The organism is Actinophytocola sp. NPDC049390 (assembly GCF_044466355.1).
GTDB lineage: Bacteria > Actinomycetota > Actinomycetes > Mycobacteriales > Pseudonocardiaceae > Actinophytocola.
This window is the reverse complement of record NZ_JBITMQ010000009.1, coordinates 279,185-302,507: the sequence shown is the minus strand read 5'-3', so window position 1 is coordinate 302,507 and position 23,323 is coordinate 279,185. Positions and strand designations below refer to the sequence as shown.

The 23,323-nt window shown below is 69.8% G+C and carries 21 protein-coding genes; 10 read left to right on the top strand and 11 right to left on the bottom strand.

Annotation, left to right across the window (positions count from 1 at the left end):
* Positions 1 to 11 precede the first annotated feature (11 nt).
* Positions 12 to 1,052 carry a hypothetical protein gene (locus ACIBVP_RS25810; protein WP_396108884.1) on the bottom strand — a complete coding sequence of 347 codons (1,041 nt, stop codon included), beginning with the start codon at positions 1,050 to 1,052 and terminating at the stop codon, positions 12 to 14.
* 90 nt (positions 1,053 to 1,142) lie between these two features.
* Here ACIBVP_RS25810 and ACIBVP_RS25805 point away from each other — a divergent pair, with 90 nt between their 5' ends.
* Entirely contained in the window at positions 1,143 to 1,823 is a 681-nt protein-coding gene (locus tag ACIBVP_RS25805; protein WP_396108883.1) for a hypothetical protein, read from the top strand.
* A 7-nt stretch (positions 1,824 to 1,830) separates the two neighbouring features.
* Here ACIBVP_RS25805 and ACIBVP_RS25800 read toward each other — a convergent pair whose 3' ends face one another.
* The 6 genes from ACIBVP_RS25800 to ACIBVP_RS25775 form a co-directional block, all read right to left on the bottom strand.
* Positions 1,831 to 5,400: a replicative DNA helicase gene (locus tag ACIBVP_RS25800; RefSeq protein ID WP_396108881.1), complete on the bottom strand. Its 3,570-nt coding sequence runs from the start codon at positions 5,398 to 5,400 to the stop codon at positions 1,831 to 1,833.
* A gap of 388 nt (positions 5,401 to 5,788) precedes the next feature.
* The gene (gene rplI / locus ACIBVP_RS25795) at positions 5,789 to 6,241 is read right to left on the bottom strand and encodes a 50S ribosomal protein L9 (protein WP_396108880.1); all 453 of its coding nucleotides are present in this window, start codon (positions 6,239 to 6,241) and stop codon (positions 5,789 to 5,791) included.
* A 15-nt stretch (positions 6,242 to 6,256) separates the two neighbouring features.
* Positions 6,257 to 6,511 carry a 30S ribosomal protein S18 gene (rpsR, locus tag ACIBVP_RS25790; protein ID WP_396108879.1) on the bottom strand — a complete coding sequence of 85 codons (255 nt, stop codon included), beginning with the start codon at positions 6,509 to 6,511 and terminating at the stop codon, positions 6,257 to 6,259.
* Positions 6,512 to 6,552: 41 nt separating this feature from the next.
* Complete coding sequence (locus tag ACIBVP_RS25785; RefSeq protein ID WP_396108878.1) at positions 6,553 to 7,047, bottom strand: single-stranded DNA-binding protein; 495 nt, start codon at positions 7,045 to 7,047, stop codon at positions 6,553 to 6,555.
* A 16-nt stretch (positions 7,048 to 7,063) separates the two neighbouring features.
* Positions 7,064 to 7,360, bottom strand: coding sequence for a 30S ribosomal protein S6 (gene rpsF, locus ACIBVP_RS25780; protein ID WP_396108877.1), 297 nt, complete (start codon positions 7,358 to 7,360; stop codon positions 7,064 to 7,066).
* A 73-nt stretch (positions 7,361 to 7,433) separates the two neighbouring features.
* Entirely contained in the window at positions 7,434 to 8,441 is a 1,008-nt protein-coding gene (locus ACIBVP_RS25775) for a hypothetical protein (RefSeq protein ID WP_396108876.1), read from the bottom strand.
* 188 nt (positions 8,442 to 8,629) lie between these two features.
* Between ACIBVP_RS25775 and ACIBVP_RS25770 the strand changes: the two genes are divergently transcribed.
* The 3 genes from ACIBVP_RS25770 to ACIBVP_RS25760 are packed head-to-tail and all read left to right on the top strand — an operon-like array spanning position 8,630 to position 11,364.
* Positions 8,630 to 9,400 carry a deoxyribonuclease IV gene (locus ACIBVP_RS25770; RefSeq protein WP_396108874.1) on the top strand — a complete coding sequence of 257 codons (771 nt, stop codon included), beginning with the start codon at positions 8,630 to 8,632 and terminating at the stop codon, positions 9,398 to 9,400.
* Positions 9,397 to 10,848: a glycosyltransferase family 87 protein gene (locus ACIBVP_RS25765; protein WP_396108872.1), complete on the top strand. Its 1,452-nt coding sequence runs from the start codon at positions 9,397 to 9,399 to the stop codon at positions 10,846 to 10,848. Before ACIBVP_RS25770 ends, ACIBVP_RS25765 begins: the two co-directional genes overlap by 4 nt.
* Positions 10,849 to 10,872: 24 nt before the next feature.
* Positions 10,873 to 11,364: a hypothetical protein gene (locus ACIBVP_RS25760; protein ID WP_396108871.1), complete on the top strand. Its 492-nt coding sequence runs from the start codon at positions 10,873 to 10,875 to the stop codon at positions 11,362 to 11,364.
* 271 nt (positions 11,365 to 11,635) lie between these two features.
* On the opposite strand, the gene ACIBVP_RS25755 is transcribed toward ACIBVP_RS25760, so the two are convergent.
* From ACIBVP_RS25755 to ACIBVP_RS25745, 3 genes are all read right to left on the bottom strand, one after another.
* Positions 11,636 to 13,195, bottom strand: a complete 1,560-nt coding sequence (locus ACIBVP_RS25755) for a glycosyltransferase family 87 protein (protein WP_396108972.1) — start codon at positions 13,193 to 13,195, stop codon at positions 11,636 to 11,638.
* Between the two features lie 114 nt (positions 13,196 to 13,309).
* Positions 13,310 to 16,240 carry a transglycosylase domain-containing protein gene (locus ACIBVP_RS25750; protein ID WP_396108870.1) on the bottom strand — a complete coding sequence of 977 codons (2,931 nt, stop codon included), beginning with the start codon at positions 16,238 to 16,240 and terminating at the stop codon, positions 13,310 to 13,312.
* Positions 16,241 to 16,322: 82 nt separating this feature from the next.
* Positions 16,323 to 16,727, bottom strand: coding sequence for a DUF5318 domain-containing protein (locus ACIBVP_RS25745; protein WP_396108869.1), 405 nt, complete (start codon positions 16,725 to 16,727; stop codon positions 16,323 to 16,325).
* A gap of 265 nt (positions 16,728 to 16,992) precedes the next feature.
* Between ACIBVP_RS25745 and ACIBVP_RS25740 the strand changes: the two genes are divergently transcribed.
* Together ACIBVP_RS25740 and ACIBVP_RS25735 are read left to right on the top strand one after the other, a co-directional pair.
* A complete protein-coding gene (locus ACIBVP_RS25740; protein ID WP_396108868.1) occupies positions 16,993 to 17,571 on the top strand; it encodes a PadR family transcriptional regulator in 579 nt (192 codons plus the stop codon).
* A 96-nt stretch (positions 17,572 to 17,667) separates the two neighbouring features.
* The gene (locus ACIBVP_RS25735; protein WP_396108867.1) at positions 17,668 to 18,759 is read left to right on the top strand and encodes an inositol-3-phosphate synthase; all 1,092 of its coding nucleotides are present in this window, start codon (positions 17,668 to 17,670) and stop codon (positions 18,757 to 18,759) included.
* On the opposite strand, the gene ACIBVP_RS25730 is transcribed toward ACIBVP_RS25735, so the two are convergent.
* Positions 18,756 to 19,103 carry a winged helix-turn-helix transcriptional regulator gene (locus ACIBVP_RS25730; protein WP_396108971.1) on the bottom strand — a complete coding sequence of 116 codons (348 nt, stop codon included), beginning with the start codon at positions 19,101 to 19,103 and terminating at the stop codon, positions 18,756 to 18,758. The genes ACIBVP_RS25735 and ACIBVP_RS25730 overlap by 4 nt on opposite strands.
* 139 nt (positions 19,104 to 19,242) lie before the next feature.
* On the opposite strand from ACIBVP_RS25730, the gene ACIBVP_RS25725 reads away from it, so the two are divergent.
* The 4 genes from ACIBVP_RS25725 (at position 19,243) to ACIBVP_RS25710 (ending at position 23,279) form a co-directional block, all read left to right on the top strand.
* Positions 19,243 to 19,875 (top strand): LUD domain-containing protein, encoded by a 633-nt coding sequence (locus ACIBVP_RS25725; RefSeq protein ID WP_396108866.1) that lies wholly within the window; start codon positions 19,243 to 19,245, stop codon positions 19,873 to 19,875.
* A 31-nt stretch (positions 19,876 to 19,906) separates the two neighbouring features.
* Positions 19,907 to 20,422 (top strand): sigma-70 family RNA polymerase sigma factor, encoded by a 516-nt coding sequence (locus tag ACIBVP_RS25720; protein ID WP_396108865.1) that lies wholly within the window; start codon positions 19,907 to 19,909, stop codon positions 20,420 to 20,422.
* Entirely contained in the window at positions 20,419 to 21,102 is a 684-nt protein-coding gene (locus tag ACIBVP_RS25715; RefSeq protein ID WP_396108864.1) for a hypothetical protein, read from the top strand. Before ACIBVP_RS25720 ends, ACIBVP_RS25715 begins: the two co-directional genes overlap by 4 nt.
* Before the next feature lie 125 nt (positions 21,103 to 21,227).
* On the top strand, positions 21,228 to 23,279 hold the full coding sequence (locus ACIBVP_RS25710; RefSeq protein WP_396108863.1) for a PhoX family protein: 2,052 nt from the start codon (positions 21,228 to 21,230) through the stop codon (positions 23,277 to 23,279).
* The last annotated feature ends 44 nt before the right edge of the window (positions 23,280 to 23,323 follow it).

Below are 23,323 nucleotides of genomic sequence, written 5' to 3'. Positions count from 1 at the left end.
TTCCCAGATGGCTAGTCCCAGCCACCGAGCCACTTCGGCACGGTCACCCCGACGGTCTCGGCGAGGTCCTGGGCGTCCTGCCGCAACCGGGCAAGCTCCTCACGGGGATCCGGCGCGGCCCCCACTCCCCGCACGACGGCCGCGAGCGCGTGCAGGTCGTGCTCCCGGGCGGCGTTCCGCACCCCGGCGGGCACGGAGCTGTCGAACGCGACGTCGAACCGCTGCAACCCGGACCCGGCGCGGGCACAGGCGGCACACGCGCAGTGCGTGACCTCGGTGCCCTTGAGATCGACTCCGCGCTGCCAGTGCAGAAGCCGGGGCACGAACACCTGAGGACTCCGCTTGGGCCGCGTCCCGTCCGCCCGCCGGGCCACCGGCCCACCGAGGTGCCGGGTCGACGAGGAAAGCCCGATGGCGGCGACCTTCGCCCCGGCGGCGACCGCCGGAATCCCGATCGGCCCGGTGCGCAGCAGCTCGAGCCGCCGCCCGGTCCGGTTGCTCCACCGCAACAGCCGCCGCAGCCCCTGCACCTTGTACGAGGAGTCGACGGGGTCGAACGGTGCCCCCAGCACGAGCGAAACGTCCCGGTCCGCGGCACGCAGCTGCTCGGCGAGCACCCCGCTGTGCCGGGACCCGAGCCAACCGCCGTCGAGCACGAGCGTCACGGACACGGGGACGGGGTAGTCGCGGTCCAGCTCCGCCTTGAGCGCGTCCACCTGCCCGACCCGCAACCGCGGCCCGGCCGTACGGATGACCGGCAACCCCAGCTCGGCCTGCACCTCGATCCAGTCGAACACGGGAAGGTCGAGATCGAACCCCAGCTGCCCCCGCACCACCGGCGTGGCGGGCTTCCCCCGCGCGAGATACGCCGCCGGGTCGAGGTCGACCCCCGTCAACTCCCCGGCCCGGTCCAGCACCCGCGCGATCTTGAGCCCGTGCACCCCCTGCAGGGTCACACCCCCGAACGCGTCCCGATTGGCCAACGCCTCCGCGGCACTGCACCGCCCGAGGTACGCCTGCACCCGCCCGAGCGAGGCACGCCGATCAGCCATGCCTCACACGGTATGTCGGCCTGACGCCCTACTCCAAGCCGGTCCTGAGCCGAAGCCCAGCGGTGACGTCGCACTGACATGCTCAATCGAATGGGCAAACAGATGGCCGTACTGGGCGGCCTTGTCGCCGTTCTCGTCGTCGCCCTGGTCGTGCTCCTCACCCTCGCCGACCCCTCGGCGGACCTGGCTCTGGAGGGCGCCAAGACGGCGATGAACCTGATCGTCGCCGTGCTCATCACCGGAGTGCTGTCGGCCGTGCTGGCACAGCGGGCCACGAACCGGGCGGCTGCCGAGGATCGAAAGGTCGTTCTGACCGGAGCGCTGCGAAACCTGAAGGCCGGTTACGAACAGGCACAACAGGCGAGGTTCTTCCTCGCCGCGAGCACTACGGCCGCGACCTTCATCGAGCAGATCCCGCGACTCGCCGAGGCACGCTCGGCGCTGCACCTGGTTCAGCGCGAGCGCTACCTCGTCGGCACCGAGATCGACGGCCGTGTGCAGGCAATGCTGGACTACATGAGCGACCTGACGGACGAGTACCGGGAGAACTACCCGGTCCTCGCCGAGGCCGCTCTGCGGGAGGAACGCGCACGCAGGCGGTTCGTCGAGGGAGCGGTGGACGTCCTACCCGAGCCACCGGCGCTGAGCGCCACCCTGTTCCCCAAGGTGACCGAGTTCGCCCGGTCGCCGGAGCACTGGCGGCAGAGCACCTTCCACCAGAGCTATCGGATGGCCAAGAGACAGCTGCAGGACTCGCTGACCAGGCCGTGATCGGTGCTCACGACTGGGCCAGGTCGGCGAAGCGGCTGTAGTGCAGCTGGTGGGCCACGGTGATCGTCGCGGTCGGGCCTGCTCGGTGCTTGGCCAGGATGAGGTCCGCCTCGCCGGCACGGGGGTCGTCGCGTTCGAAGGCGTCCGGGCGGTTGATCAGGATGACCATGTCCGCGTCCTGCTCGAGCGAGTTGTGGACGTGGACGCCGTTCGCGACGAAGTTGTGTGTGCCCGGCACCGTGGCGTCGTACACGGGTTGGTCGCCGAGGGAGGTGATCTCCGCGATCTCGTCCCAGAACACGTCGTTCGTGGCGAGCATCTCGAGTTCGGCGTCCTCGAGTATCGCGGCGACCCGCGCCACCCGTGAACGGCTCGGCGAGTGCTTCCACATCGTCGAGCCACAGAACCGGGAGCCCATGGCGGCCGCGAAGTCACGATGCGTGATGTGCTTCGTGGCGAGTGTCGAGCGCACCCGCGTCCACACCTCGCCCGGGATCGTGTCGACGTTCGTGTTCCCGAGCACGTCGTGCAGCTGTTCAGTGACGGCACGCGCGGCGACACCTCGTGCGCCGTGCACGCCGACGTCCTTCAGGAACCGCGACTGGTTCTCCGCGCCGTAGATGTGGAGATGCCAGCTGTCGCGGTAGCCGGGCTTCCGGACCCGCTTGATCCGGCTCAGCACGCCCACCCTGAGCAACAGTTGCGCGAGCCCGTCCACCAGCGGCCTGCTCGTCGACGCGTAGTAGATCCGTGCCTGCCGCGCCTTCTCGTCCCACCGGACCGAGCCGTCCGTCGCCCAGAGGTGCCGGACGAACAGGGAGACCTGCTCGGTGGGGGCACCGAACACGCGTTCCGGGATGAACTTCTCGTGGCTGCGCAGGCCGAACAGACCGTGCTCGTCCAGCCAGGCGGCGATGGGGTTCCGCCTGCCGTGGGTGAGCCGGTACGGGGCGGGCAGTCGCAACGAGGTGCACCTGGCCTGCGGATGATCGTCACGCACGGCCGTGATGCCGAAGTGTTCCGCGGCCTCGGTCACCGCGCGGAGGTTCTCCTCGTCGGTGCTGGCGTACCGGATCGGCTGCCTCCTGACGAACGAGCCATCACCGATCAGATGTGCCAGGAGCACCAGTTCGGCGTCCGGCATCGACTTCGCGTCGACCGGCTGCGGAACCTGGCGTGGCGAGGCCAACCGGTCGCCGACCACCAGATCGCCGAGCGGCACCCATCCGTCGATGGTGAGGAAGGGATGGTTGGCGGTGGCTTCCACCTCGCGGCCGGACGTCATACGCAGGCGGAAGACTTCCTTAACGCCGCTCGGGAACACCTTCGTCATCGGCCGGGCGACCATCCTGAGCCGCTCGTCCAGTGACCACACGACGGGAAGTTCGCCGGACTCGAGCAGTTCGCCGAACGTGACCTCGGTGCCGCTGTCGGCTCGAAGCACTCGCGTGCGACTGGTCAGGCAACCCGATTCGCGCAGATCGGACAGCATCGGTCGCTTGTCGGTGCGTTGTTCCGGACCGCGGTTCAGCTGGCTGATCGCGACCACCGGCACCTCGAGCTCCTTCGCCAGCAGCTTGAGCTGACGGGAGAACTCCGAGACCTCCTGCTGCCGGGACTCGACGCGCTTGCCGGACGTCATCAGCTGCATGTAGTCCACGACCACCAGCTTGAGGTCGTGCCGCTGCTTGAGCCGCCGCGCCTTCGCCCGGATCTCCATCATCGTCATGTTCGGCGAGTCGTCGATGAACAGCGGCGCCTCGCTGATCTCGCTCATCCGCCGCGCGAGCCGCGTCCAGTCGTCGTCGGTCATGCGGCCACCGCGCATGTCCTGCAGCCGGATCTTCGCCTCGGCCGACAACATGCGCATGACGATCTCGGTACGGCTCATCTCCAGCGAGAAGATGACGCTGGTCATGCCGTGGGTCACCGAGCACGACCTGGCGAAGTCGAGTCCCAGGGTCGAGTTGTGCGTCGGCACCATCGCCCTGCCCGCCAGGTAGAGGTGGTCGTCGTTGTCGACTTCGACGCACCGCACGGGCGTGCTCGGCACCGGACGCACGTCGACGATGTACCGGAAGCCGGTACGTGCCGGGTTCCCGCCGCGGTTCCGCTCCTTGTGCAGGAGCCGCTTCCGCTCCAGCCGGAACACCTCGTCGTCGGTGCCGAACGTGATCAGGTGCGGCCCGGGCCCGGTGGTCGCGCACTCGTAGCCGAGGCTGACGACCAGCTCGCGGATGTCTTCCGCCAGGCGCTCGTCGGTGACCGACAACTGGACGGCACCCGTCGTGTCGACCGTGCCGTCGGTGTCGAGCATCCCGGCGAGCAGCGCCCGCCGCTGCGTCTCGCCCGCCCGGAGGTAGCAGGCGGGGATCCGTCGGTGGTCGAGCGCACCGATGTCGCCGACGGCCTGCCCTTCGTCCTCGACGTGCCAGGTGATCTCCGGATCGGTGACGGTGAGCCGGGCACCGGCCGCGTGACCGCTGCCGAGCCACACGCCCGTGGTGTACGGCGGCAGAGGTAGTTCGCGCTCCGCCAGGTCCAGCGGCTGGGCGTTGGCGACGGTGTGGGGCAGGCCGCGATCAGCGGCGATCTCCTCGGTGGTCCGCACGCCTCGTGACGCGGGAGTCTCGGTCAGCCACTGGTGCTGGGCGTCGGCGACGATGACCGTGCCGTCCGAGAACTCGACCTCGTAGCAAGGACGGCCCACCATCACCTCGGTGGCGGCGACGACCCTGGTCGGGCGGCCGTCCGCCCCCATCAGGTGGTCACCGACCTTGACGGCGCCCATGGTCGTCCAGCCGCTGGGCGTCGCCAGCGGTGTGTCCAGGGCCAGCGCCTTGCCGATACCGGGTCGCGCCGCGACGATGATCATCTGGCCGGGGTGCAGGCCGTTGGTGACGGCCTCCAGGTCGGCGAAGCCGGTCGGGACGCCCAGCGAGGTGCCGCCGCGGGAGGCGATCGCGTCGATCTCGTCCATGGTCGGCTGGAGGAGCTCCTCCAGCGCCACGTAGTCCTCGGTGGTGCGGCGCTCGGTGACCTCGTAGATCGACGCCTGCGCACGGTCCACGATCTCGTTGAGGTCCGCGCCCTCGGCGCCCGCGTAGCCGAGCTGCACGATCCGGGTGCCCGCCTCGACGAGCCTGCGCAGCGTCGCCTTCTCAGCGACGATCTCCGCGTAGAAGCTGGCGTTCGCGGCCGTCGGTACGGTCGCGATCAGCGTGTGCAGGTACGGGGCGCCGCCGACGCGCCTGATCTCGCCGCGGCGCTCCAGTTCGGCGGCCACGGTCACGGCGTCGGCGGGCTCGCCGCGGCTGTACAGGTCGAGGACGCAGTCGTACACGAGCTGGTGCGCGGGCCGGTAGAAGTCGCCGGGGCGCAGCACCTCGACGACGTCGGCGATGGCGTCCTTGGACAGCATCATGCCGCCGAGCACGCTCTGTTCCGCCGTGAGGTCCTGTGGCGGCTGCCGATCGAACCCGTTGCCGCCCTCCGCCCCCGATGCGGCCGCGCGGTCATCGGTCAGAGCCACCGAGACACCCCCTCGACCGTCGAACACCTGTTCGACATCCCACATTAGCATTCAGCGGCTGGGCGCACACGGAGCGAGCGGCCAAGAGGACCGTAGGCGTCCCCGTCCGGACCTGGCAAAACAACCTTGTGGACAGTGTGTGGATGCCTCGCGGCAACCAGTCACAGGTGGTCCCCCGAGCCTGGGGATAACCTGGGGACAGCTCGCGCGGTCGCCAAAGAAACCCCAGCTCAGGGGCTGTGTACAGGCTGTGGAAAAACTCGCCCGGCGCCGACCGGCGTGTCGCCGCGTGCCGCGCCTTCGGCGTGTCGTCCTCCGACGGGTCCACGACACCCGTCAGCCCCGGCCGAGTTCGGGGAACCCGACACGGGGCTGACGCGATGGCGATTACTCTCCGTCGTGCTTCTCGAAGGGGCCCGACAGCGATGTTCGCTCAGGAGGCCGTGACCTCGAGCTTGAGCGCGACGTTGACCTCGGGGTGCAGGCGCACGTTGACCGAGTGCTTGCCGACGGTCTTGATGTGACCGGGCAGCTCGACCGAACGCTTGTCGAGCACCGGGCCACCGGCGGCCTTGATCGCCGAGACGACGTCGGCCGTGGTGACCGAACCGAACAGCTTGCCGGAACCGGCGGCCGCCTTGGCCTTCAGCTGCACCGGCGCGACCTTCTCGATCGCGGCCTTGACCTCCTGCGCGTGGTCGAGGCCGCGGATGGCCCTGGCCTGCTGCGCACGGCGGATGGTCTGCACCTGCTTCTCGGCGCCCTTGGAGGCGACGATCGCGAGCGAACGCGGCAGCAGGTAGTTGCGGCCGTAACCGTCCTTGACCTCGACGATGTCGCCGGGGCCACCGAGGCCGGCCACGTCAGCGGTGAGGATGAGCTTCATCGTGACTCCCCCGGATCAGCGCGCGGTCGAGGTGTAGGGCAGCAGTGCCATCTCCCGCGCGTTCTTCACCGCGATGGCGACGTCGCGCTGGTGCTGGCTGCAGTTGCCGGTCACCCGGCGGGCACGGATCTTGCCGCGGTCGGAGATGTACTTCCGCAGCAGCGTGGTGTCCTTGTAGTCGATCTGGTCCAAGTTGGCCTTGGCCTTCTTGTCCGCCTTGCAGAACACGCAAACCTTCTTCTTCGGCTTGCGGATGGGTGGCTTGGCCACGGTGTTACTCCTGAGTCTGGTCTATCGAAAGAAGCTGAGGGTCAGAACGGCGGCTCGTCGGAGAACCCGCCACCGGAACCGGCGGGCGGGGCCGAACCCCACGGGTCGTCGGCCGGGGCGCCACCGCCGTAGCCGCCGCCACCGCCCGCGCCACCACCGCCGCCGCCACCACGGGCGACCTTGTTGACCTTCGCGGTGGCGTACCGCAGCGACGGACCGATCTCGTCGACCTCGAGTTCGACGACGGTGCGCTTCTCGCCCTCACGGGTCTCGAAGGACCGCTGCTTGAGCCGGCCGCTGACGATGACGCGGGCGCCACGCGTGAGTGACTCCGCCACGTTCTCCGCGGCCTGCCGCCAGATGTTGCACCGCAGGAAGAGGGCTTCCCCGTCCTTCCACTCGCCGGTCGCCCGGTCGAGGGTGCGCGGTGTCGACGCCACCGTGAAGTTGGCGACCGCCGCGCCGGACTGCGTGAAGCGCAGCTCGGGGTCCGCGGTGAGGTTGCCAATGACGGTGATGATCGTGTCGCCGGCCATCTTGGTACCTCCGGTTTCAGGCCTTCGCGGCGTCGCGCCGCAGGACCTTGGTCCGCAGCACCGACTCCTGGAGGCCCAGCTGGCGGTCGAGCTCCTTGACCGCGTCGGGGTCGGAGTTCACGTCGAGCACGGCGTAGATGCCCTCGGTGTGCTTCTTGATCTCGAACGAGAGGCGGCGCTTGCCCCACACCTCGACCTTCTCCACGTTCCCGCCGGAAGTGCGGATCACGTTGAGGAAGTTCTCGAGGGTCGGCTGCACGGTCCGCTCGTCCAGAGTGGGATCGAGGATGACCATGACCTCGTAATGACGCATGAAGACCACTCACCTCCTGTGGACTCGGCGGCCACGGACTTTCCGTGGCAGGAGGGGTCTTGCGCCCAACAGGCTACAGGGCGGGTCGCGGCGCCTTGCGGAGGACCCACGTGCGGACCAGCGCGGCCGTCACGCACGACAGCACGAGCACGGCGAGCAGCACGGGGAACTCGACGCGCTGACCGGCGGGCGGGTCGATCGCCTCGGCGCGGCCCGCGACGTCCACGCCGTCGTCGGGTGGCGTGTCGCCGACGATGCCGAACTCCGGCGAGTAGCCGGGCACGCCGCCGCCGTACCGGACGCCGGGCGCCGGTGCCCACAGGCCGGCGCGGGCGAACGGGATGTTCGAGTAGTCGGCCATGGGCCAGCGGCCGAAGTCCCACAGGCCGGGCTGGTAGAGGTCGAGGCCGACGCCGGGCAGCCCGCCGAGCGGCGGCTGGTTCGGCGCGGGCATGCCGCCGGTGCCGCCGTTGCCTCCCGTGCCGCCGGTGCCGGAGCCCGGCGGGGTCTCGGCGCCACCACCGCCGCCGCCACCGGGCAGGCCCGGGAGGCTCTCGATGACCTTCGCGGTGGTGCTCTCGGACGCGTCGGCGACCGCGTCGGCACCGTCCTGAACGGGGGCCGCGGCCGCGTTGACGCCCTTGACGGTCACGCCGCAGCCCGCCGTGAGCGCGGACTGCACGCCCTCCACGACGGCCGCGAGCACCGGTCCGAGCAGCGGGATCTTCTTCAGTTCGGCGGTCACGGCGTTCGCGATGGTGCCGCCGGTGATGTAGCCCTGGCCGGTGGGGACCGCGCCGATCGGGATGGGCGGCAGCGCGGCGAAGACCGGCCGCACCGCGCCCGCCAGCACTGGCCCGCCCAGCGGCACGGCGCGCACGACGTCGAGGACGACGTCGATCACGGCGGCCGGGGCGAGCGACACGGGCTGGCCCGGCTTGCCCTCCACCGACGCCGCGCAGGAGCCGATGACGATGGGGTCGGCGGCCGTGGCCGTGCCGCTGCCCGCCACCAGACCCGTCAGTGTCGTCGTCAGGACGAGTGCCATCGCGGCGGCAAGCCTCTTTACGCGCCCGCGCATGCCGTCCCTCCTGGTACTCGTCGGTAACACCTACGGATTCAACGACCGTAACCCGGGTTGGTGACGGTGGCCAGGTGGATCCGTGACCGTAACGATGCCGTTCCACCATCCGGCGCAACCGACCACTCGGCCGGTGTACGCCGACGCCTCCTCTTGGTGTTCGCCATGGCCGACTACGCTCGCGGGCCATGAGCATCGGCGCCCACATCCACAGCGACGACCCACTCGGCGCCGCACGGGAGCGCAACGCGGACGTCGTGCAGTTCTTCCTCGGCGACCCGCAGAGCTGGAAGGCACAGCCGCCCCACCCGCAGGCCGACGCCCTGCGCGAGGCGGGCATCGACGTGTTCGTGCACTCGCCGTACCCGGTGAACATCGCCTCGACGAACAACCGGATCCGCATCCCGTCGCGCAAGACGGTCACCCAGTACGCCGAGTCGGCGGCGAAGACCGGGGCGAAGGGGCTGATCGTGCACGGCGGCCACGTCACGCAGAAGGACGACCCGGCCGACGGCCTGGTCAACTGGCGCAAGTTCTTCGAGCGCCAGGCCGAGGCAGGCGGCTTCCCGCTGCCGATCCTCATCGAGAACACCGCGGGCGGCGACAACGCCATGGCGCGCGGCTTCGACATGCTGGCGCGGCTGTGGGACCAGGTGGGCGAGTTCGGCGCGGGCTTCTGCCTCGACACCTGCCACGCGTTCGCCGCCGGTGAGGACCTGGTCGGCATCGTCGAGCGGGTCAAGGCCATCACCGGCCGCATCGACCTGGTGCACCTCAACAGCTCGCGCGACGAGTTCGGGTCATCGCGGGACCGGCACGCCAACATCGCGACTGGCATGATCGAAGCCGAACAGCTCGCCGCAGTGGTCAAGGAGGCCGGCGCGCCCGTCGTGGTGGAGACCCCGGCGGACGGGCAGGCCGACGACATCGCCTACCTGCGTGAGGCCATGGGCCGGTGAGCACGGTGCCGGCCGGTGCGGCGGCACCAGAGTCGCAGCCGAGGTCAGGAGAGGACGACGTGCCCGAGGAGGTGGGCTCGGCGGGGGACGGTGCCGCCGAGCGGCCGGGCGTCGGCGCCCGTCTCACCTCGCTCGGCCTGGTCCTGCTGACCGTGCTGTGCGGCATCACCCTCGTGCTCGGGTTCGTCAACAAGGACCGCTGCTCGGGGCCGCGCTTCGACGAGTGGGGCCGCAGCCAGCCGGACTTCGACATGCGCCGCTACGAGGACGTCTGCTACTCGGACATCCAGACCCTGTGGATCGGCAGGGACATCGACCGGCACGTGTTCCCGTACGTCCACGGCAGCCTCTCCGAGGAGGGCTGGCCGGTCGGCGGTGTGGTCGAGTACCCGGTGCTGACGGGCGTGTTCATCTGGGCGTCGGCGATCCCCGCGGCCACGGACGCCGACTTCCTGCTGTACTCGGCGCTGCTGCTCGCCCCGTTCGGCCTGGCCACGGTGTGGCTGCTCGGCCGCATGTCGGGGTGGCGCGCGCTGCTGTGGGCGATCGGCCCACCGCTCGTGCTGTACGCGTTCCACAACTGGGAGCTGCCGGTCGTCCTGTGCGCGACGGCGGCGTTCTACGTGGTGCACAGGGGGTGGGGCAGGCGCGGCTCCGACCGCCCGCTGCTGACCCGCGCGACGGCCGCGGCCGTGCTGCTGGGGCTCGGGTTCGCGTTCAAGGTGTACCCGGCGATCTTCGTGCTGCCGCTGATGCTGTACGTGCTGACCGGCGGCCGGGGCGGCAGGGAGGACGACGGGCGGCCGAGCCCGGACTGGAAGGGCGCGCTGCGGGTCGCGTTCACCGCCCTGGGCACCGCGGTGGCCGTGAACGTGCCGTTCATGGTGGCCGGTTTCGAGGGCTGGCGTGCGTCGTTCACGTTCCAGCTGCTGCGCAAGGCCGACATCACCACGAACTCCATCTGGTTCTGGGGCCTTCGGCCCAGCTCCAACCCGGAGAACGTGCCGGTGCAGGAGCTGATCGGTGTCCTCTCGCCGGTGCTCATGCTCATGTCGTTCGTCGTCGCGTGCGCCATCGGCTGGGCGCGGTACCAGCGCGAGGGCTCCTACCCGTGGGTGCCGGTGTCGGCGGCGATGCTGTGCGGGTTCCTGCTGCTGCACAAGGTCCACTCGCCGCAGTACACGTTGTGGCTGATCCCGATGTTCGTGCTGCTGCGTGTCCGGTGGGGCTGGATCCTCGCCTACCTGGTTGCGGACCTGGCGATGGGCATCGGCATCTTCCGCTGGTACTACGAGATCTTCTACGGCGAGCACGGCGACATCCTCGACGGTTTCGCCGCGCAGGCGGTGATGATCGGCGTGTGGGGCAGGGCGGCGCTGCTGGTGGCCCTGTTCTTCGCGTTCCTGTCCGCGAAGGAGACGTTCCGGCGGGAACGCTTGACAGTCTGAGTGGTGCTGCCCTTACATGCGCGCATGACGGCAGCGGAAGGCACGGACGCGAGCGTGCTGGCGGGCGCCGTGGTGGCGTCCTCGGTGGGCCTGTGCGTCGTCGGACTGTTCGCGCTGCCGGACGCCACGCTGGGCATCACGGGCGCGACGTTGATCCCGCTGCTGCTGGGCGCGGCGGGCTTCCTGGTGATGATGCTGTTCGTCGACCCGGTGATCACCCCCAAACAGCGCCCCACCCGCGACGAGATCCACGTCTGGCTGTCGAAGACGGTGGTCTACCGCCTGCCGGTGACGGAGATCCCGGTGCTGTCGTGCCTGGTCATCGCGTTCGCGGGGCAGGAACGCGGGGCCCTGCTGACCGGACTGCTGGGCACACTCGTGCTGGCGACGGTGTGGTGGCCGGGCGAGCAGTACTTCAACGCGATGCGCCGCCGCCTCCAGCCGCTGTCGGCGGACGGCCTGCTGGACGAACTGCTGACCGCCGCGAACGGCCGCCTGAAGCTGCGCACCCGCTGAGTTGTCCACAGGCGCCTCGCTCGCGCGCCGGAACCGTCGGTGGCCGCCGGTAGCGTGGCGACCGGGGGCCGGAGGCCAGGCTCGGCGGTCGCCCGGACGCCCTGAAACCCAAGAGCCACAAGGACTTCCGCTCGTCGACGGGGTGTGGGTCGGCCTCCGGCCCCCGGTTGCCAGCCTACGCGTGGGGGCCGACATTCCCGGTCGGTGAGTGCCGAGTTGTCCACAGGCCGGCGAGTTGTCCACAGCGACCCTGTGGACAGGAGGCCACGCCTCACACCGGCACTTCCTCCTCGCGGCGGCGGCGACGGCCGCGAAGCACCACCTTGTCCGGCGCGCCGTCGAGCACACCGCCCGCCGGGTCGTCGTCGCCGGTGACGCGGACCAGGTCCTTCGCCGGGCGGTAGATCTCGTAGATGATCAGCGCGCACAGGCCGAGCACCGCCAGGTCCCGGACCACCACGAACGACAGGAACCAGTCGGCGGGCAGCCCCTTCTTGTCGTCGCCGAGGTAGAACATCATCCTCGGGGCCCAGACCAGCGCGTCGAGCGTCATCCAGCCCAGCAGCAGCCGCCATCTCGGGATCGCCAGCGCCGCGAGCGGCACCAGCCACAACGAGTACTGCGGGCTCCACACCTTGTTGGTCACCAGGAACGCGGCCACGATCAGGAACGCCAGCTGCGCCACCCGCGGGCGGGTCGGGGCGTGCAACGCGACGAACGCGACACCCGCACAGCACGCGAGGAACAGCACCGCCGTCACCGTGTTGAGCACTGCCGGGGTCTCGCCGAACGCGAGTGGACCGTCGAAGCCCTGCCAGCCGGTGAACTGGGCGACCACGTTGTACAGCGAGTCCGGATCGGCGCCGCGGAGGCTGTTGCGGTGGAAGAACTCCCACCACCCCCTCGGGTAGAGCAGGGCGATGGGCAGGTTCACCGCCGCCCACGTCAGCAGCGCCGCCGCCGTGGTGGTCCAGAACGCACGCATCCGGCCGGCTCTGATGCAGAGCACCAGCAGCGCGCCCAGCAGGAACAGCGGGTAGAGCTTCGCGGCGCCGCCGATCCCCAGCAGCACGCCGGCGAGGAGGGGGCGTTGTCGCGCCCACGCCAGCAGCGCGGTTGCGGCGCAGGCAGTCGCCAGCGTGTCGAAGTTGGTGAACGCGTGCACCATCACCAGCGGCGACGCGGCGATGAGCGCGGCGTCCCACGGGCGTCGGCGGTTCGTCCGCGTGACCGCCCAGATCGTCACCAGCCACGCCAGCGCCAGCCAGAACGCGGAGATGTCGAAGAACACGGTCACGGCCAGGCCGGTCGGGAGCCACCCGGCCGCCGCGATCGTCAGCCAGCCGTCGGTCATCTTCGCGTTCACCCACTGGAAGAGGCCGGTCAGCACCGGGTACTCCATCCAGCGTTCGTGCTGCGTCGGCTTGCCCTCGTCGTCGTACCAGCTGGTCTTGTACGGGAAGCCGCCCTTGTCCAGCTGTTCCGCCGAGTACAGCGGGATGATGTCCGAGTAGCACATGGCGGTGAACGGGCGGTTCGACCGCCAGTCCAGCTCCAGCTGCTTCGAGTCCTCGTTGTAGTACTGCTGCACGCACGCGGCCTTGCCGAACCAGCCGATCGCCAGGCCGATGATCGCGATCAGCAGCGCCACGCGCAGCGGCGTCCAGAACCAGTGCCTGCCGATCACGGCGTGCACGCCGAGCGGGCCGCCGACCGGGCCGCTGCCCGCACGTGCCAGCGGTTCGGTCCACGTCGGGATCACCCGATCGGCAGGGGTGAGTGTCGCGGTGTCGCTGACGTCGCCCGTCCCGGTCGGCGTGTCGTCCGCCACCTTGTCTGGCTCCGTCTCGCCCGGCACGGGCGCGATGCTACGGGGCCCGGTGATCGTCCGGCCGCGCACCTCTCCCCGGAAACGGACAGAGGCCCCGCTCGGGGGCCTCTGTCGTCAGTTGTCGCTCGGTGATCGGTCACCGCCGCCACCGCCACCGATTGTCGGGATCCCTGGTCCCTCCGGATCCGTTTCGTCGGTCGTCGTCTGCTCCGGCGTCGTCGTCTCGGTCGTCTCGTCCGGCTTGCTGTTCGGCGGCCTGTCGCCGGTCGGCCTGTTGTCGGTGGGACGGTTGTCCGACGGGCGGTTGTCCGACGGGCGGTTCTCGCCGTTGTCGTCGTCGTCGTTCAGCTCCGGCTCGGGCTTGCCGATCGGCTCGAACTGGCCGAACGTCAGCTTCTCGGCGTCCTTGAGCCAGTCGTTCATGAACTTCTGCCAGATCTCGCCCGGCAGACCGGAGCCGTAGATGATGTTGCCGTCGGCGTCCTTCAGCGGCACCTGCTTGTTCTTCTCCTCGGCGGCCAGCGACACCGCGACCGAGACCTGCGGGGTGTAGCCCACCATCCAGGCCTTGGCGTTGTCCTCGGTGGCGCCGAACTGGTGCGTGCCCGTCTTGCCCGCGCACGCACGGCCGTCGTCGCAGGGGATCTCGGAGTACTCGGGGATCTCCAGGAGCGACTCGGTGACGTTCCGCGCGATCTGCCGGTTCTTCGCCGGGTCCTTGTCGAACGCCTGCTTCCCGTCGAGCGTCTCCTGGTCCGGCTTCCACACCGTCTTGCCGTCCGGGCCGAGAATCGCCTCGATCATGTGCGGCTTGTGGTAGATGCCGCCGGAGGCGAACGTCGCGTAGGCCGACGCCATCTCGTACGTGCTGACCCGCGTCTTACCACCACCGATGGAGATGTTGGCGTCCGGCGCGGCGCCGTTCTCGCCCTCCAGCGGCGAGGTGATGCCCGCCTGGGCCGCCGCGGCGGCGACCTTCTTCGTCGTGACCTCGTTCAGCGCGATGTCGTAGAACACGGTGTTGATCGACTTCTTCATCGCCTCGGCGACCGTGCAGTTCTCGCCGCACGACATGCCGCCGGAGTTGCGGACCTTGCGGCCGTCGAAGATCCGGTCGGTCCTGCCGTCGTAGGTCTCGTAGAGGCCCTTGCCCTTCTCGAGCAGCGCGACCAGGTCGAACGGCTTGAACGACGAACCCGGCTCCTGCCGCGCCTTCGCCCAGTCGAAGCCCGCTGCCTTGCCGCCGTAGTAGGCGAGCACGGAACCGTTCTTCGGGTTGACCACCACCATGCCCGGGAACAGGTTCTTCGGCTGGCCCTTCAGCACCTCGTTGACGGCGGCCTGCGCGGTCTTCTGCGCGCGCTGGTCGATCGTCGTCTGGATCCGGTAGCCCTTCTGCTGGAGCTCCTCCAGCGGGTACCCCGCCTCCTCGGCCTCCTCGAGCACGGCCGCCTGGATGTGCGCGCCAGGACCGGTGACGGCCTTCGGCATCGCCTTGTCCCTCGGAATCAGCTTGGGGAACGTCGCGGCCTTCCGCTCCTCGGCGGTGACCCACCCCTTGTCGAGCATCTGGTCCATCACGAACTTCCAGCGGCGCTGCTGGTAGGCGACGTCCTCGGGCTCCTCGGAGTCCTGGCTGGGGCGCTGGATCATGCCCGCGATCAGCGCGGCCTGCGACGCGGTGAGCTTGTTGAGGTCGTCGACACCGAACCAGGCCTTCGCGGCGGCGGAGATACCGTTCGCGCCCCGGCCCAGGTAGATGGTGTTCAGGTACGAGGTGAGGATCTGCGGCTTGGTGTAGGTGTTGTTCATCTTGTAGGCCTTGACGACCTCGACCGCCTTGCGGGTGTAACCCCCGAGACCTTCGGACTCCTCCTTGCCCGTGGCCTTCTTGATGTACTGCTGGGTGATCGTGGAACCACCGCCGGAGCCGCCGGTCACCTGGTTGTAGCCCGCGCGGAGCACACCGCCGATGTCGAAGCCCGGGTTCGTCTCGAACTCGGCGTCCTCCGCGGCGTACACGGCGTGCTTGACCGTGTCCGGGATCTCCTCGTACGTCACCATCCGGCGGTTGCCGTTCGGCGGCACGATCTGCGACAGCTGCTTGCCGCCGGACGCCTTCGAGTAGGTCAGGGTCACGACCTGGCCCTGCTCGGCCGCCACCGCCTTCGCGTCGGGCACCTCGACCACCTGGTAGGCGACGAAGAACCCGATGATCGGCGTGATGATGGCGAACGCGGTCATCACGTAGCCGGTGCGGCGCACGCGGCGCCAGATCTTCTTGCGCCGTCGTTTGCGGTCCTCGTCGCTCAGCGGGCCGTCCTCGTCCTCGTCGTAGTAGAGGTCCGGATCGTCGTTGACGTCCTCGTCGTAGTCCGGTTCGCGGTGCGTCAGCAGCTCCGGCTCGGGGCCGCTGCCCCGGTGCACGGGCGGCAGCAGCTCGGTCGGGCCGTCCGGGCCAGCGCCGGGCGGGGTCATGCCGGGGCGTGGCGGGCCGGCGGGTCGCGGACGGACCACGCGGGTCGCCTGCCCGGGACCACCGGGAGGGCGGGCGCCTGCCGGGCCGGGCGCGCCGTTCGGGAAGCCGTTCGCACCGGGCGGCGGCGTGTGCGGGCCACCGGGGCGGCGGCCCGCTGGCGCGCCGGATTCCGCGCTCGGCCACGCGACGGGCCCGGACGAACGCGGCGCGGGGCGGGGTGGGGCGGGCGGCCGGGCGGGTGGCTCGGCGTCCGGCCAGCGGTGCTCACCGCCGCTGTTGCCACCGCCGCTGTCGGCGCCCGGCCACTGCGGCGCGTCGTCACGGCGGGCGTGACTGCCGCCGGAGCGCCCGTTGCTCGGGGCGGCCTCGTGGCGGGGACGTCCGTTCGAGTGCCCGTTGGACGGGCGGGCGGGCGCGGCGTCGTCGCCGTCGTCCTCCCAGAGAGGACTCCAGAAGCCGGTGCGCTCCTGAGCCTCCTCTCCGCGGTTACCGCGCGAACGCGGATCGTCACCACTCGGCCATGCCGGCTCGCTCTCGCGATACCGGTGGTTGCGATGGTCGTTCACGTGAACAGGCCTCCCAGAGCGACGCACGGCAGGGCACGCCGCGTGGTGGTCGAGGGCAGCTGAGCAGGCAAAACCGTCAGTCTCACTCCGCCGCTGTCCTCCTCCGTGGCTTGTGGGTGTCTATCCCACCCGTCCCCAGGACGTATGACTGCACCAGGTGGTTCCATCCACAGGTGCGGCAAACTTCGACGACGTACACCGTGAACTCCGTGAAGAGCGCCGCCATCCGCACGAGCTCCTCCGGCGCGCGGGCCGAGCCCGACGCGTGCTTGAGTTCGTCGCCGTAGACCCAGGACACCTTCGTCACCGGTTCCTTGCGGCAGACGGGGCACGTCACGTCACTCGGTTCGCCGTGGAACTTGGCGGCACGCAGCAGGTACGGGTTCGCGTCGCACACGTCCATGGTGCCGACACGACCGGAGTGCACCTCCGCGAGCAGCGCCTTGCGCTGCAACGCGTAGTCGACCACCTGCCGCTGTGTACGCACGGAGCACAGCGTACGCGGCGCCGTTACCACGTCCACGCGCCGATTGGCGCACGGCGCGCGGCAGTGTCGCCACTCTGCGTTGAAGAAGTGATGTGGTCACGGTTTGTCAACGGCCGTGACCTGCGGTTGCGCTGTGACCTCGCCGAGACGTTCCCGTGTCCTGAGAGTTCGTGATCACTGCCACGTCTACTTCTTCGAAACCTCCCTGATGTATCGGCGCGATATAGTGGCCGAGTAGGTCAGGTGCGCACGAGAGGAGTGGCGGATGCTTGAGTTCGCGATCCTCGGGTTGCTGCACGAGGCCCCGATGCACGGCTATGAGCTGCGGAAACGACTGTTCGACATGCTCGGCACGCTCCGCGCGTTCTCCTACGGCTCGCTGTACCCGACGCTGCGCAGGCTGCTGAAGGCCGGGCTGATCGTCGAGGACGACGAGCGGGAGCAGGACGGCGTGGACGAACGGGCGGCCGCGCGTGCCTGGGGCAAGCGCGCCAAGCGGGTCTACAAGCTCACCGCGGAGGGCAAGGAGCGTTTCGCGGAGATGCTCGCCGACGTCGGCCCCCAGGCCTACGACGACGAGGGCTTCGGTGTTCACATGGCGTTCTTCTCCCGCACGCCCGCCGAGGTGAGGATGCGCATCCTCGAAGGCCGCAGGCGCCGGGTGGAGGAACGCCGGGAAGGGCTGCGCTCGTCGGTGGCGCGGGCGGGTGAGCAGATCGACCGCTACACCCGCGAGCTGCACCGGCTCGGGCTCGAACACAGCGAGCGGGAGGTCCGCTGGCTCAACGAGCTGATCGCGACCGAACAGAGAGAGCAGAAGGAACGGCAGGACGGCGTCGAATGACGGCGCTGACTGACACTGGCAGGTCAGTGCGGATCTGCGACTTCGGACCACCGCGACCGGGGCGTCGCGGTTCACACAGGGAGAAGGAGAACCGGCATGGGCGAACAGCGTCGCAGCGTCCGGGTGGCGATCGTCGGCGTCGGCAACTGTGCCGCGTCGCTGGTGCAGGGCGTGCACTACTACCGTGACGCCGACCCGGAGACCCGCGTCCCGGGCCTGATGCACGTCCAGTTCGGCGACTACCACGTGCGGGACGTGGAGTTCGTCGCGGCGTTCGACGTGGACGCCAAGAAGGTGGGCCGCGACCTGTCCGAGGCGATCGTCGCGAGCGAGAACAACACGATCAAGATCTGCGACGTGCCGCCGCTCGGGGTGAGTGTGCAGCGCGGGCACACGTTCGACGGCCTCGGCGAGTACTACCGCGAGATCATCACCGAGTCCGACGAGCAGCCGGTCGACATCGTCGCCGCCCTGCGCGAGGCGAAGGTCGACGTCCTGGTGTCGTACCTGCCGGTGGGGTCGGAGGAGGCGGACCGCTTCTACGCCCAGGCCGCGATCGACGCGGGGGTCGCGTTCGTCAACGCGCTGCCGGTGTTCATCGCGTCGGACCCGGAGTGGGCGGCCAAGTTCACCGAGGCCGGCGTGCCGATCGTCGGCGACGACATCAAGTCGCAGGTCGGCGCCACCATCACGCACCGGGTGATGGCGAAGCTGTTCGAGGACCGCGGGGTGGAGCTGCTGCGCACGTACCAGCTCAACTTCGGCGGCAACATGGACTTCATGAACATGCTGGAGCGCAAGCGCCTCCAGTCGAAGAAGATCTCCAAGACGCAGTCGGTGACCTCGCAGATCCCGCACGAGATGGCGAAGGCGGACGTGCACATCGGCCCGTCGGACCACGTGCCGTGGCTCGACGACCGCAAGTGGGCCTACGTGCGCCTGGAGGGCAAGTCCTTCGGTGACACCCCGCTGAACCTGGAGTACAAGCTGGAGGTCTGGGACTCCCCGAACTCGGCGGGCGTGATCATCGACGCGGTGCGTGCCGCGAAGATCGCACTGGACCGCGGCATCGGCGGCCCGATCCTGTCGGCTTCCTCGTACTTCATGAAGTCGCCGCCGGAGCAGTACTCCGACTCCGAGGCCTACGACGCGGTGGAGAAGTTCATCGCGGGCGAGCTGGACCGCTAGATCGCCCGCTGGTCCGCGCGGCGGTCGTACGCCGCGCGGGCCTCGTCGATCTCGTCCGCGTGGTCGTAGGCCCACCTCATCAGGGAGCACACGGTCTCGGACAGCGTCAGGCCGAGCCCGGTGAGGTGGTAGTCGACGCGCGGCGGCACCACCGGGTGGACGGTGCGTGCCACGACCCCGTCGCGTTCCAGCGCGCGCAGGGTCGAGGTCAGCATGCGCTGGCTGATGCCGTCGATCGCGCGGCGCAGTTCGGTGAACCGCAGGGTCTTGCCGCCGAGCTCGTAGATCACCGAGATCGACCACTTGTCGCCGACGCGGTCCAGGACCTGTCGCGCGTGACACATCCGGTCGCGCTGCTCTTCCGGTACCTGCACGGTTACCTCCGGCTCACCGAGGCAGAAAAAGGTGCCGTCTTCCGGCACACACCATAGTTCCTCACGATGGGGTCAGTTACCAATCGGAACCACCCATCGAAGAGGGGCTATGACCACCACAGAGGCGCTGCCGGTCGACGAGTCGTTCGCTCACGTCGCCGAGGCCGAGTCGATCCACCGGGCGGCCAAGGGCCTCGCCGAACGCAACTACACCACCCACGTGGTCGACACCGTCGCCGACGCCCGCTCGCTCGTCCGTGACCTGCTGCCCCGCGACAAGGCCATCTTCACCGCCAACAGCGAGAGCGTGCGGCTGTCCGGCCTGGTCGCCGACATCGACGAGGGCGACGAGTTCGTCTCCGTCCGTGCCCGGCTCGCGGGCACCGACCCGGCCGACGTCCGCGCGCAGATCACCATGGGCGCCGTGCCGGACGTGATCGTCGGCAGCGTGCACGCGGTCACCGAGGACGGCGTGCTCGTCGTGACCTCGTTCAGCGGCAGCCAGCTCGGCCCGTACGCGGCCGGTGCGGAGAAGGTGATCTACCTCGTCGGCGGGCAGAAGGTCGTGCCCGACCTCGACACCGCGCTGCGTCGGGTCCGCACCCACTGCCTGCCCATCGTGGCGAACGCGATGCGCGAGCGGGGCATGGACTCGTTCATGGGCAAAACCCTGATCCTGGAGCGGGAGTTCCTGGCCGACCGTGCGACCGTCGTTCTCGTCAAGGAGGCGATCGGCTTCTAAACCCAGGAGCCGTGCCAGGAGTCAAAGGGGCATGAACACGGCGACCGGGCACACGTCGGAACCCCGCACGGCAGGTGCGGGGTTCGACGCGGTGTTCGACCAGAACTTCGAGCTCATGAAGCGGCTCGCGTTCCTGCTCGGCGCGGACGACCCGGAGAACATCGCGCAGGAGGCGTTCGTCCGCCTGCACGGCCGCTGGTCGAGGCTCGCGAGCGCGGACAAGGCGCTGCCCTACCTGCGCAGGACGGTCGTGAACCTGTCCAGGTCGCGGCTGCGGCACCTGCGCGTCGTGCGCGGGACGCCGCGTGACCGCGACCGCGACACGGCCTCGGCCGAGTCCGTCGCGCTCGCCAACCGTGCCGTGGCGGACGCGCTCGACCGGCTGACCCGCCGCCAGCGGCAGGTCGTGGTGCTCCGCTACTGGCTCGACCTCGACCAGCGGTCGATCGCGGACACGCTGGGCATCGCCGTGGGCACCGTCAAGGCAACTACCAGCCAGGCCATGGCCGCGCTGCGCGAGGCGCTGGCCGGGGAGGATGACCGATGAACGACCTCGAGGACCGCCTGCGGACCGGTCTCGGCGAACTCGCCGACACCGTGCCCCCCAGCCCGCACGCCCGCGCCGACCTCGACCGGCGGCTGGCGGGTGGACCCCGGCGGCGCGTCCCACTGATCGCCGCGGCCGCCGCGGTGGTGGTCGCCGCCGTGGCGGTGCCCGTCGCCGTGAGTGGCGGCGGACCAGGGTCCGCGCCGGTCGCGACCGGACCCACGACCGCGGAGCCCGGCAGTTCGACCGGCTACCTCGTGGGGCCGGTCGAACTCGGCCGGTTCGGTGACCACAGCGCCGTGCTGTACGTGCGGGAGAAGGGCCGCGGTGAGGAGATGTGCATCGCCGAGCAGGGTCCGGAAGGCCCGCCGGTGCCGAGGATGTGCGAGCAGGTGCCCCCGACGTGGCCGGCGCCCATGGGCTTCGTGCTCGATTATTCGGTGCTCGGCGGGGACGTGCCGGACAGTGGGCCCCTGCCACACCTGATGCTGTTCGTGGTCGCGCCGCAGGTGCACGAGCTGGAGGTCCGGGCGGCACTCGGCGAGCCGGTACCTCTTGATCTCGTCGCCGAGGTCCGAGGCGCGCGGTTCCTCCTCGCCGACTTCGGTGGCTCGAAGCAGGGTTTCGGCTACACCGCCAAGGACGCGAACGGGACCGTGCTGGTGACTGCGATCAGCTGATCACACTCCGTGTGACCTGCGCGGATGTCCCAGCTGTTCATCTTGTCTTCATCTGCACAACGCGCACCGCTGGTCTTGGCCTCCTAGCGTCGGGCCGTTCCCAGACCTGACAGTGGAGGCCAAGCGTGTCCCCAGCCGACAAACCCCGGCTCCTCCCGTTGCTCACCACGAACCACAAGGGCGGGCGGTCCTCGATCACCTGCCTGTACCGGTGCGGCAACGCCTGCTCGCACGAGGCGCCGAACACCTCGGACAACACCTACTTCGCGGACGTGGTGGCCGACGTGGTCAGCCGCCGCAAGATGCTCAAGGCCGGCGCGGTGATCGCCGTCGCGGGTGCGGGTATGGCCGCCGTCGGCACGGGGACCGCGGTCGCGACGCCGGGGCGCGGTCACGGCAATCACGGCGCCGGCCGCGGCACCGGCCTCGACTTCGAGCCGGTCGCGCCGAACGACCTCGACGCGGTCGTCGTGCCGGAGGGCTACGAGCAGGGTGTGGTCATCCGCTGGGGTGACCCGGTGCTGCCGGGCGCGCCGCGGTTCGACTTCGCGAACCAGACCGCGGCCGCGCAGGCCGAGCAGTTCGGCTACAACAACGACTTCTGCGGCCTGGTCCCGTTGGGCCACGACCGCTACGTCATGGTGTCCAACCACGAGTACACCACCGAGTCGGCCATGTTCTACGGCTACGACCCGGCCAACCCCACCCGCGAGCAGGTCGAGATCGCCTGGGCCGCGCACGGTCTGTCCGTCGTCGTGGTGGAGCGGAACCGCCGCGGCGGTCTCGAGGTGCAGCTGGACCGGCACTACAACCGCCGCATCACGATGACCTCGCCGTTCGAGGTGCGTGGCCCGGCCGCCGGCTCGGCGTACCTGAGGACCAAGGCGGACCCGACCGGCCGCCGCGTCCTCGGCACGCAGAACAACTGCGCCGGTGGCGTGACGCCGTGGGGCACGATCCTGTCCGGCGAGGAGAACTTCAACCAGTACTTCGCGAACGCCGACAACGTCACCGACCCGGTCGCCAAGGCGCGCAACGCCCGCTACGGCATCCGCGGGACCGCGTCGGAGCGCAAGTGGGAACGGTTCGACGAGCGGTTCGACCTGGCCAAGAACCCCAACGAGGCCAACCGGTTCGGCTGGGTCGTCGAGATCGACCCGCTCGACCCGGACTCGACGCCGGTCAAGCACACCGCGCTGGGCCGCTTCAAGCACGAGGGCGCCAACGTGATCGTCGCGCGCGACGGCCACGTGGTCGCGTACATGGGCGACGACGAGCGCTTCGACTACATGTACAAGTTCGTCACCGACGGCAGGTACAAGCCGGGCAACAGCCGCTACGCACGCGAGCACAACAAGCGGCTGCTCGACTCCGGCACCCTGTACGTCGCGAAGTTCACCGGTGACAGCCCGGCCGCCGAGATCGACGGCTCCGGCACGGTCCCCTCCGACGGCGAGTTCGACGGCTCCGGCGAGTGGATCCCGCTCGCGCACAACGACAAGTCGTTCGTCCCCGGCTTCACCGCCGAGGAGGTCTACGTCTTCACGCGGCTCGCCGCCGACGTGGTGGGCCCGACGAAGATGGACCGCCCGGAGGACGTCGAGCCGAGCCTGAGGAACGGCCGCGTCTACGCCGCGCTGACCAACAACTCCGACCGCGGCAAGGCGGGCAAGGAAGGCGCGACCGAGCCGAACCCGCGGGTCGGCAACAAGCACGGCCACGTCCTGGAACTCGAGGAGCGCCGCGGTGACCACACCGGCACCCGGTTCTCCTGGAAGGTGCTGCTGCTCTGCGGTGACCCGGCGTCCCCGGACACGTACTTCGCCGGCTACGACAAGTCGCAGGTCAGCCCCATCTCCTGCCCGGACAACGTCGGGTTCGACAGCAAGGGCAACCTGTGGATCTCCACGGACGGCAACGCGCTGTCGCACAACGACGGCCTGTTCGCGGTGCCGGTCGAGGGCCGCGAGCGCGGGCACGTCAAGCAGTTCCTCACGGTGCCCGACGGTGCGGAGGCCTGCGGTCCGGTCGTGACCGACGACTTCGTGCTCGTCTCGGTGCAGCACCCGGGTGAGCTGGATGACTCCAGCGCGGACAACCCGCTGTCGCACTGGCCGGACGGTGGCGACAGCCAGCCGCGGCCGTCGGTCGTCGCGGTGTGGAAGGCGGGGCGCTGACCACCAGCGCCGAGCGGAACCACAAGCTCTGACCGTTCTCCACT

Bases quoted from the DNA above. Each gene is read 5' to 3' on its own strand.
- ACIBVP_RS25810 (WP_396108884.1), bottom strand. From the start codon at position 1,052: ATGGCTGATCGGCGTGCCTCGCTCGGGCGGGTGCAGGCGTACCTCGGG.
- ACIBVP_RS25805 (WP_396108883.1), top strand. From the start codon at position 1,143: ATGGGCAAACAGATGGCCGTACTGGGCGGCCTTGTCGCCGTTCTCGTC.
- ACIBVP_RS25800 (WP_396108881.1), bottom strand. From the start codon at position 5,400: ATGTGGGATGTCGAACAGGTGTTCGACGGTCGAGGGGGTGTCTCGGTG.
- rplI (WP_396108880.1), bottom strand. From the start codon at position 6,241: ATGAAGCTCATCCTCACCGCTGACGTGGCCGGCCTCGGTGGCCCCGGC.
- ACIBVP_RS25785 (WP_396108878.1), bottom strand. From the start codon at position 7,047: ATGGCCGGCGACACGATCATCACCGTCATTGGCAACCTCACCGCGGAC.
- rpsF (WP_396108877.1), bottom strand. From the start codon at position 7,360: ATGCGTCATTACGAGGTCATGGTCATCCTCGATCCCACTCTGGACGAG.
- ACIBVP_RS25775 (WP_396108876.1), bottom strand. From the start codon at position 8,441: ATGCGCGGGCGCGTAAAGAGGCTTGCCGCCGCGATGGCACTCGTCCTG.
- ACIBVP_RS25770 (WP_396108874.1), top strand. From the start codon at position 8,630: ATGAGCATCGGCGCCCACATCCACAGCGACGACCCACTCGGCGCCGCA.
- ACIBVP_RS25760 (WP_396108871.1), top strand. From the start codon at position 10,873: ATGACGGCAGCGGAAGGCACGGACGCGAGCGTGCTGGCGGGCGCCGTG.
- ACIBVP_RS25740 (WP_396108868.1), top strand. From the start codon at position 16,993: ATGCTTGAGTTCGCGATCCTCGGGTTGCTGCACGAGGCCCCGATGCAC.
- ACIBVP_RS25735 (WP_396108867.1), top strand. From the start codon at position 17,668: ATGGGCGAACAGCGTCGCAGCGTCCGGGTGGCGATCGTCGGCGTCGGC.
- ACIBVP_RS25730 (WP_396108971.1), bottom strand. From the start codon at position 19,103: ATGTGTCACGCGCGACAGGTCCTGGACCGCGTCGGCGACAAGTGGTCG.
- ACIBVP_RS25725 (WP_396108866.1), top strand. From the start codon at position 19,243: ATGACCACCACAGAGGCGCTGCCGGTCGACGAGTCGTTCGCTCACGTC.
- ACIBVP_RS25720 (WP_396108865.1), top strand. From the start codon at position 19,907: ATGAACACGGCGACCGGGCACACGTCGGAACCCCGCACGGCAGGTGCG.
- ACIBVP_RS25715 (WP_396108864.1), top strand. From the start codon at position 20,419: ATGAACGACCTCGAGGACCGCCTGCGGACCGGTCTCGGCGAACTCGCC.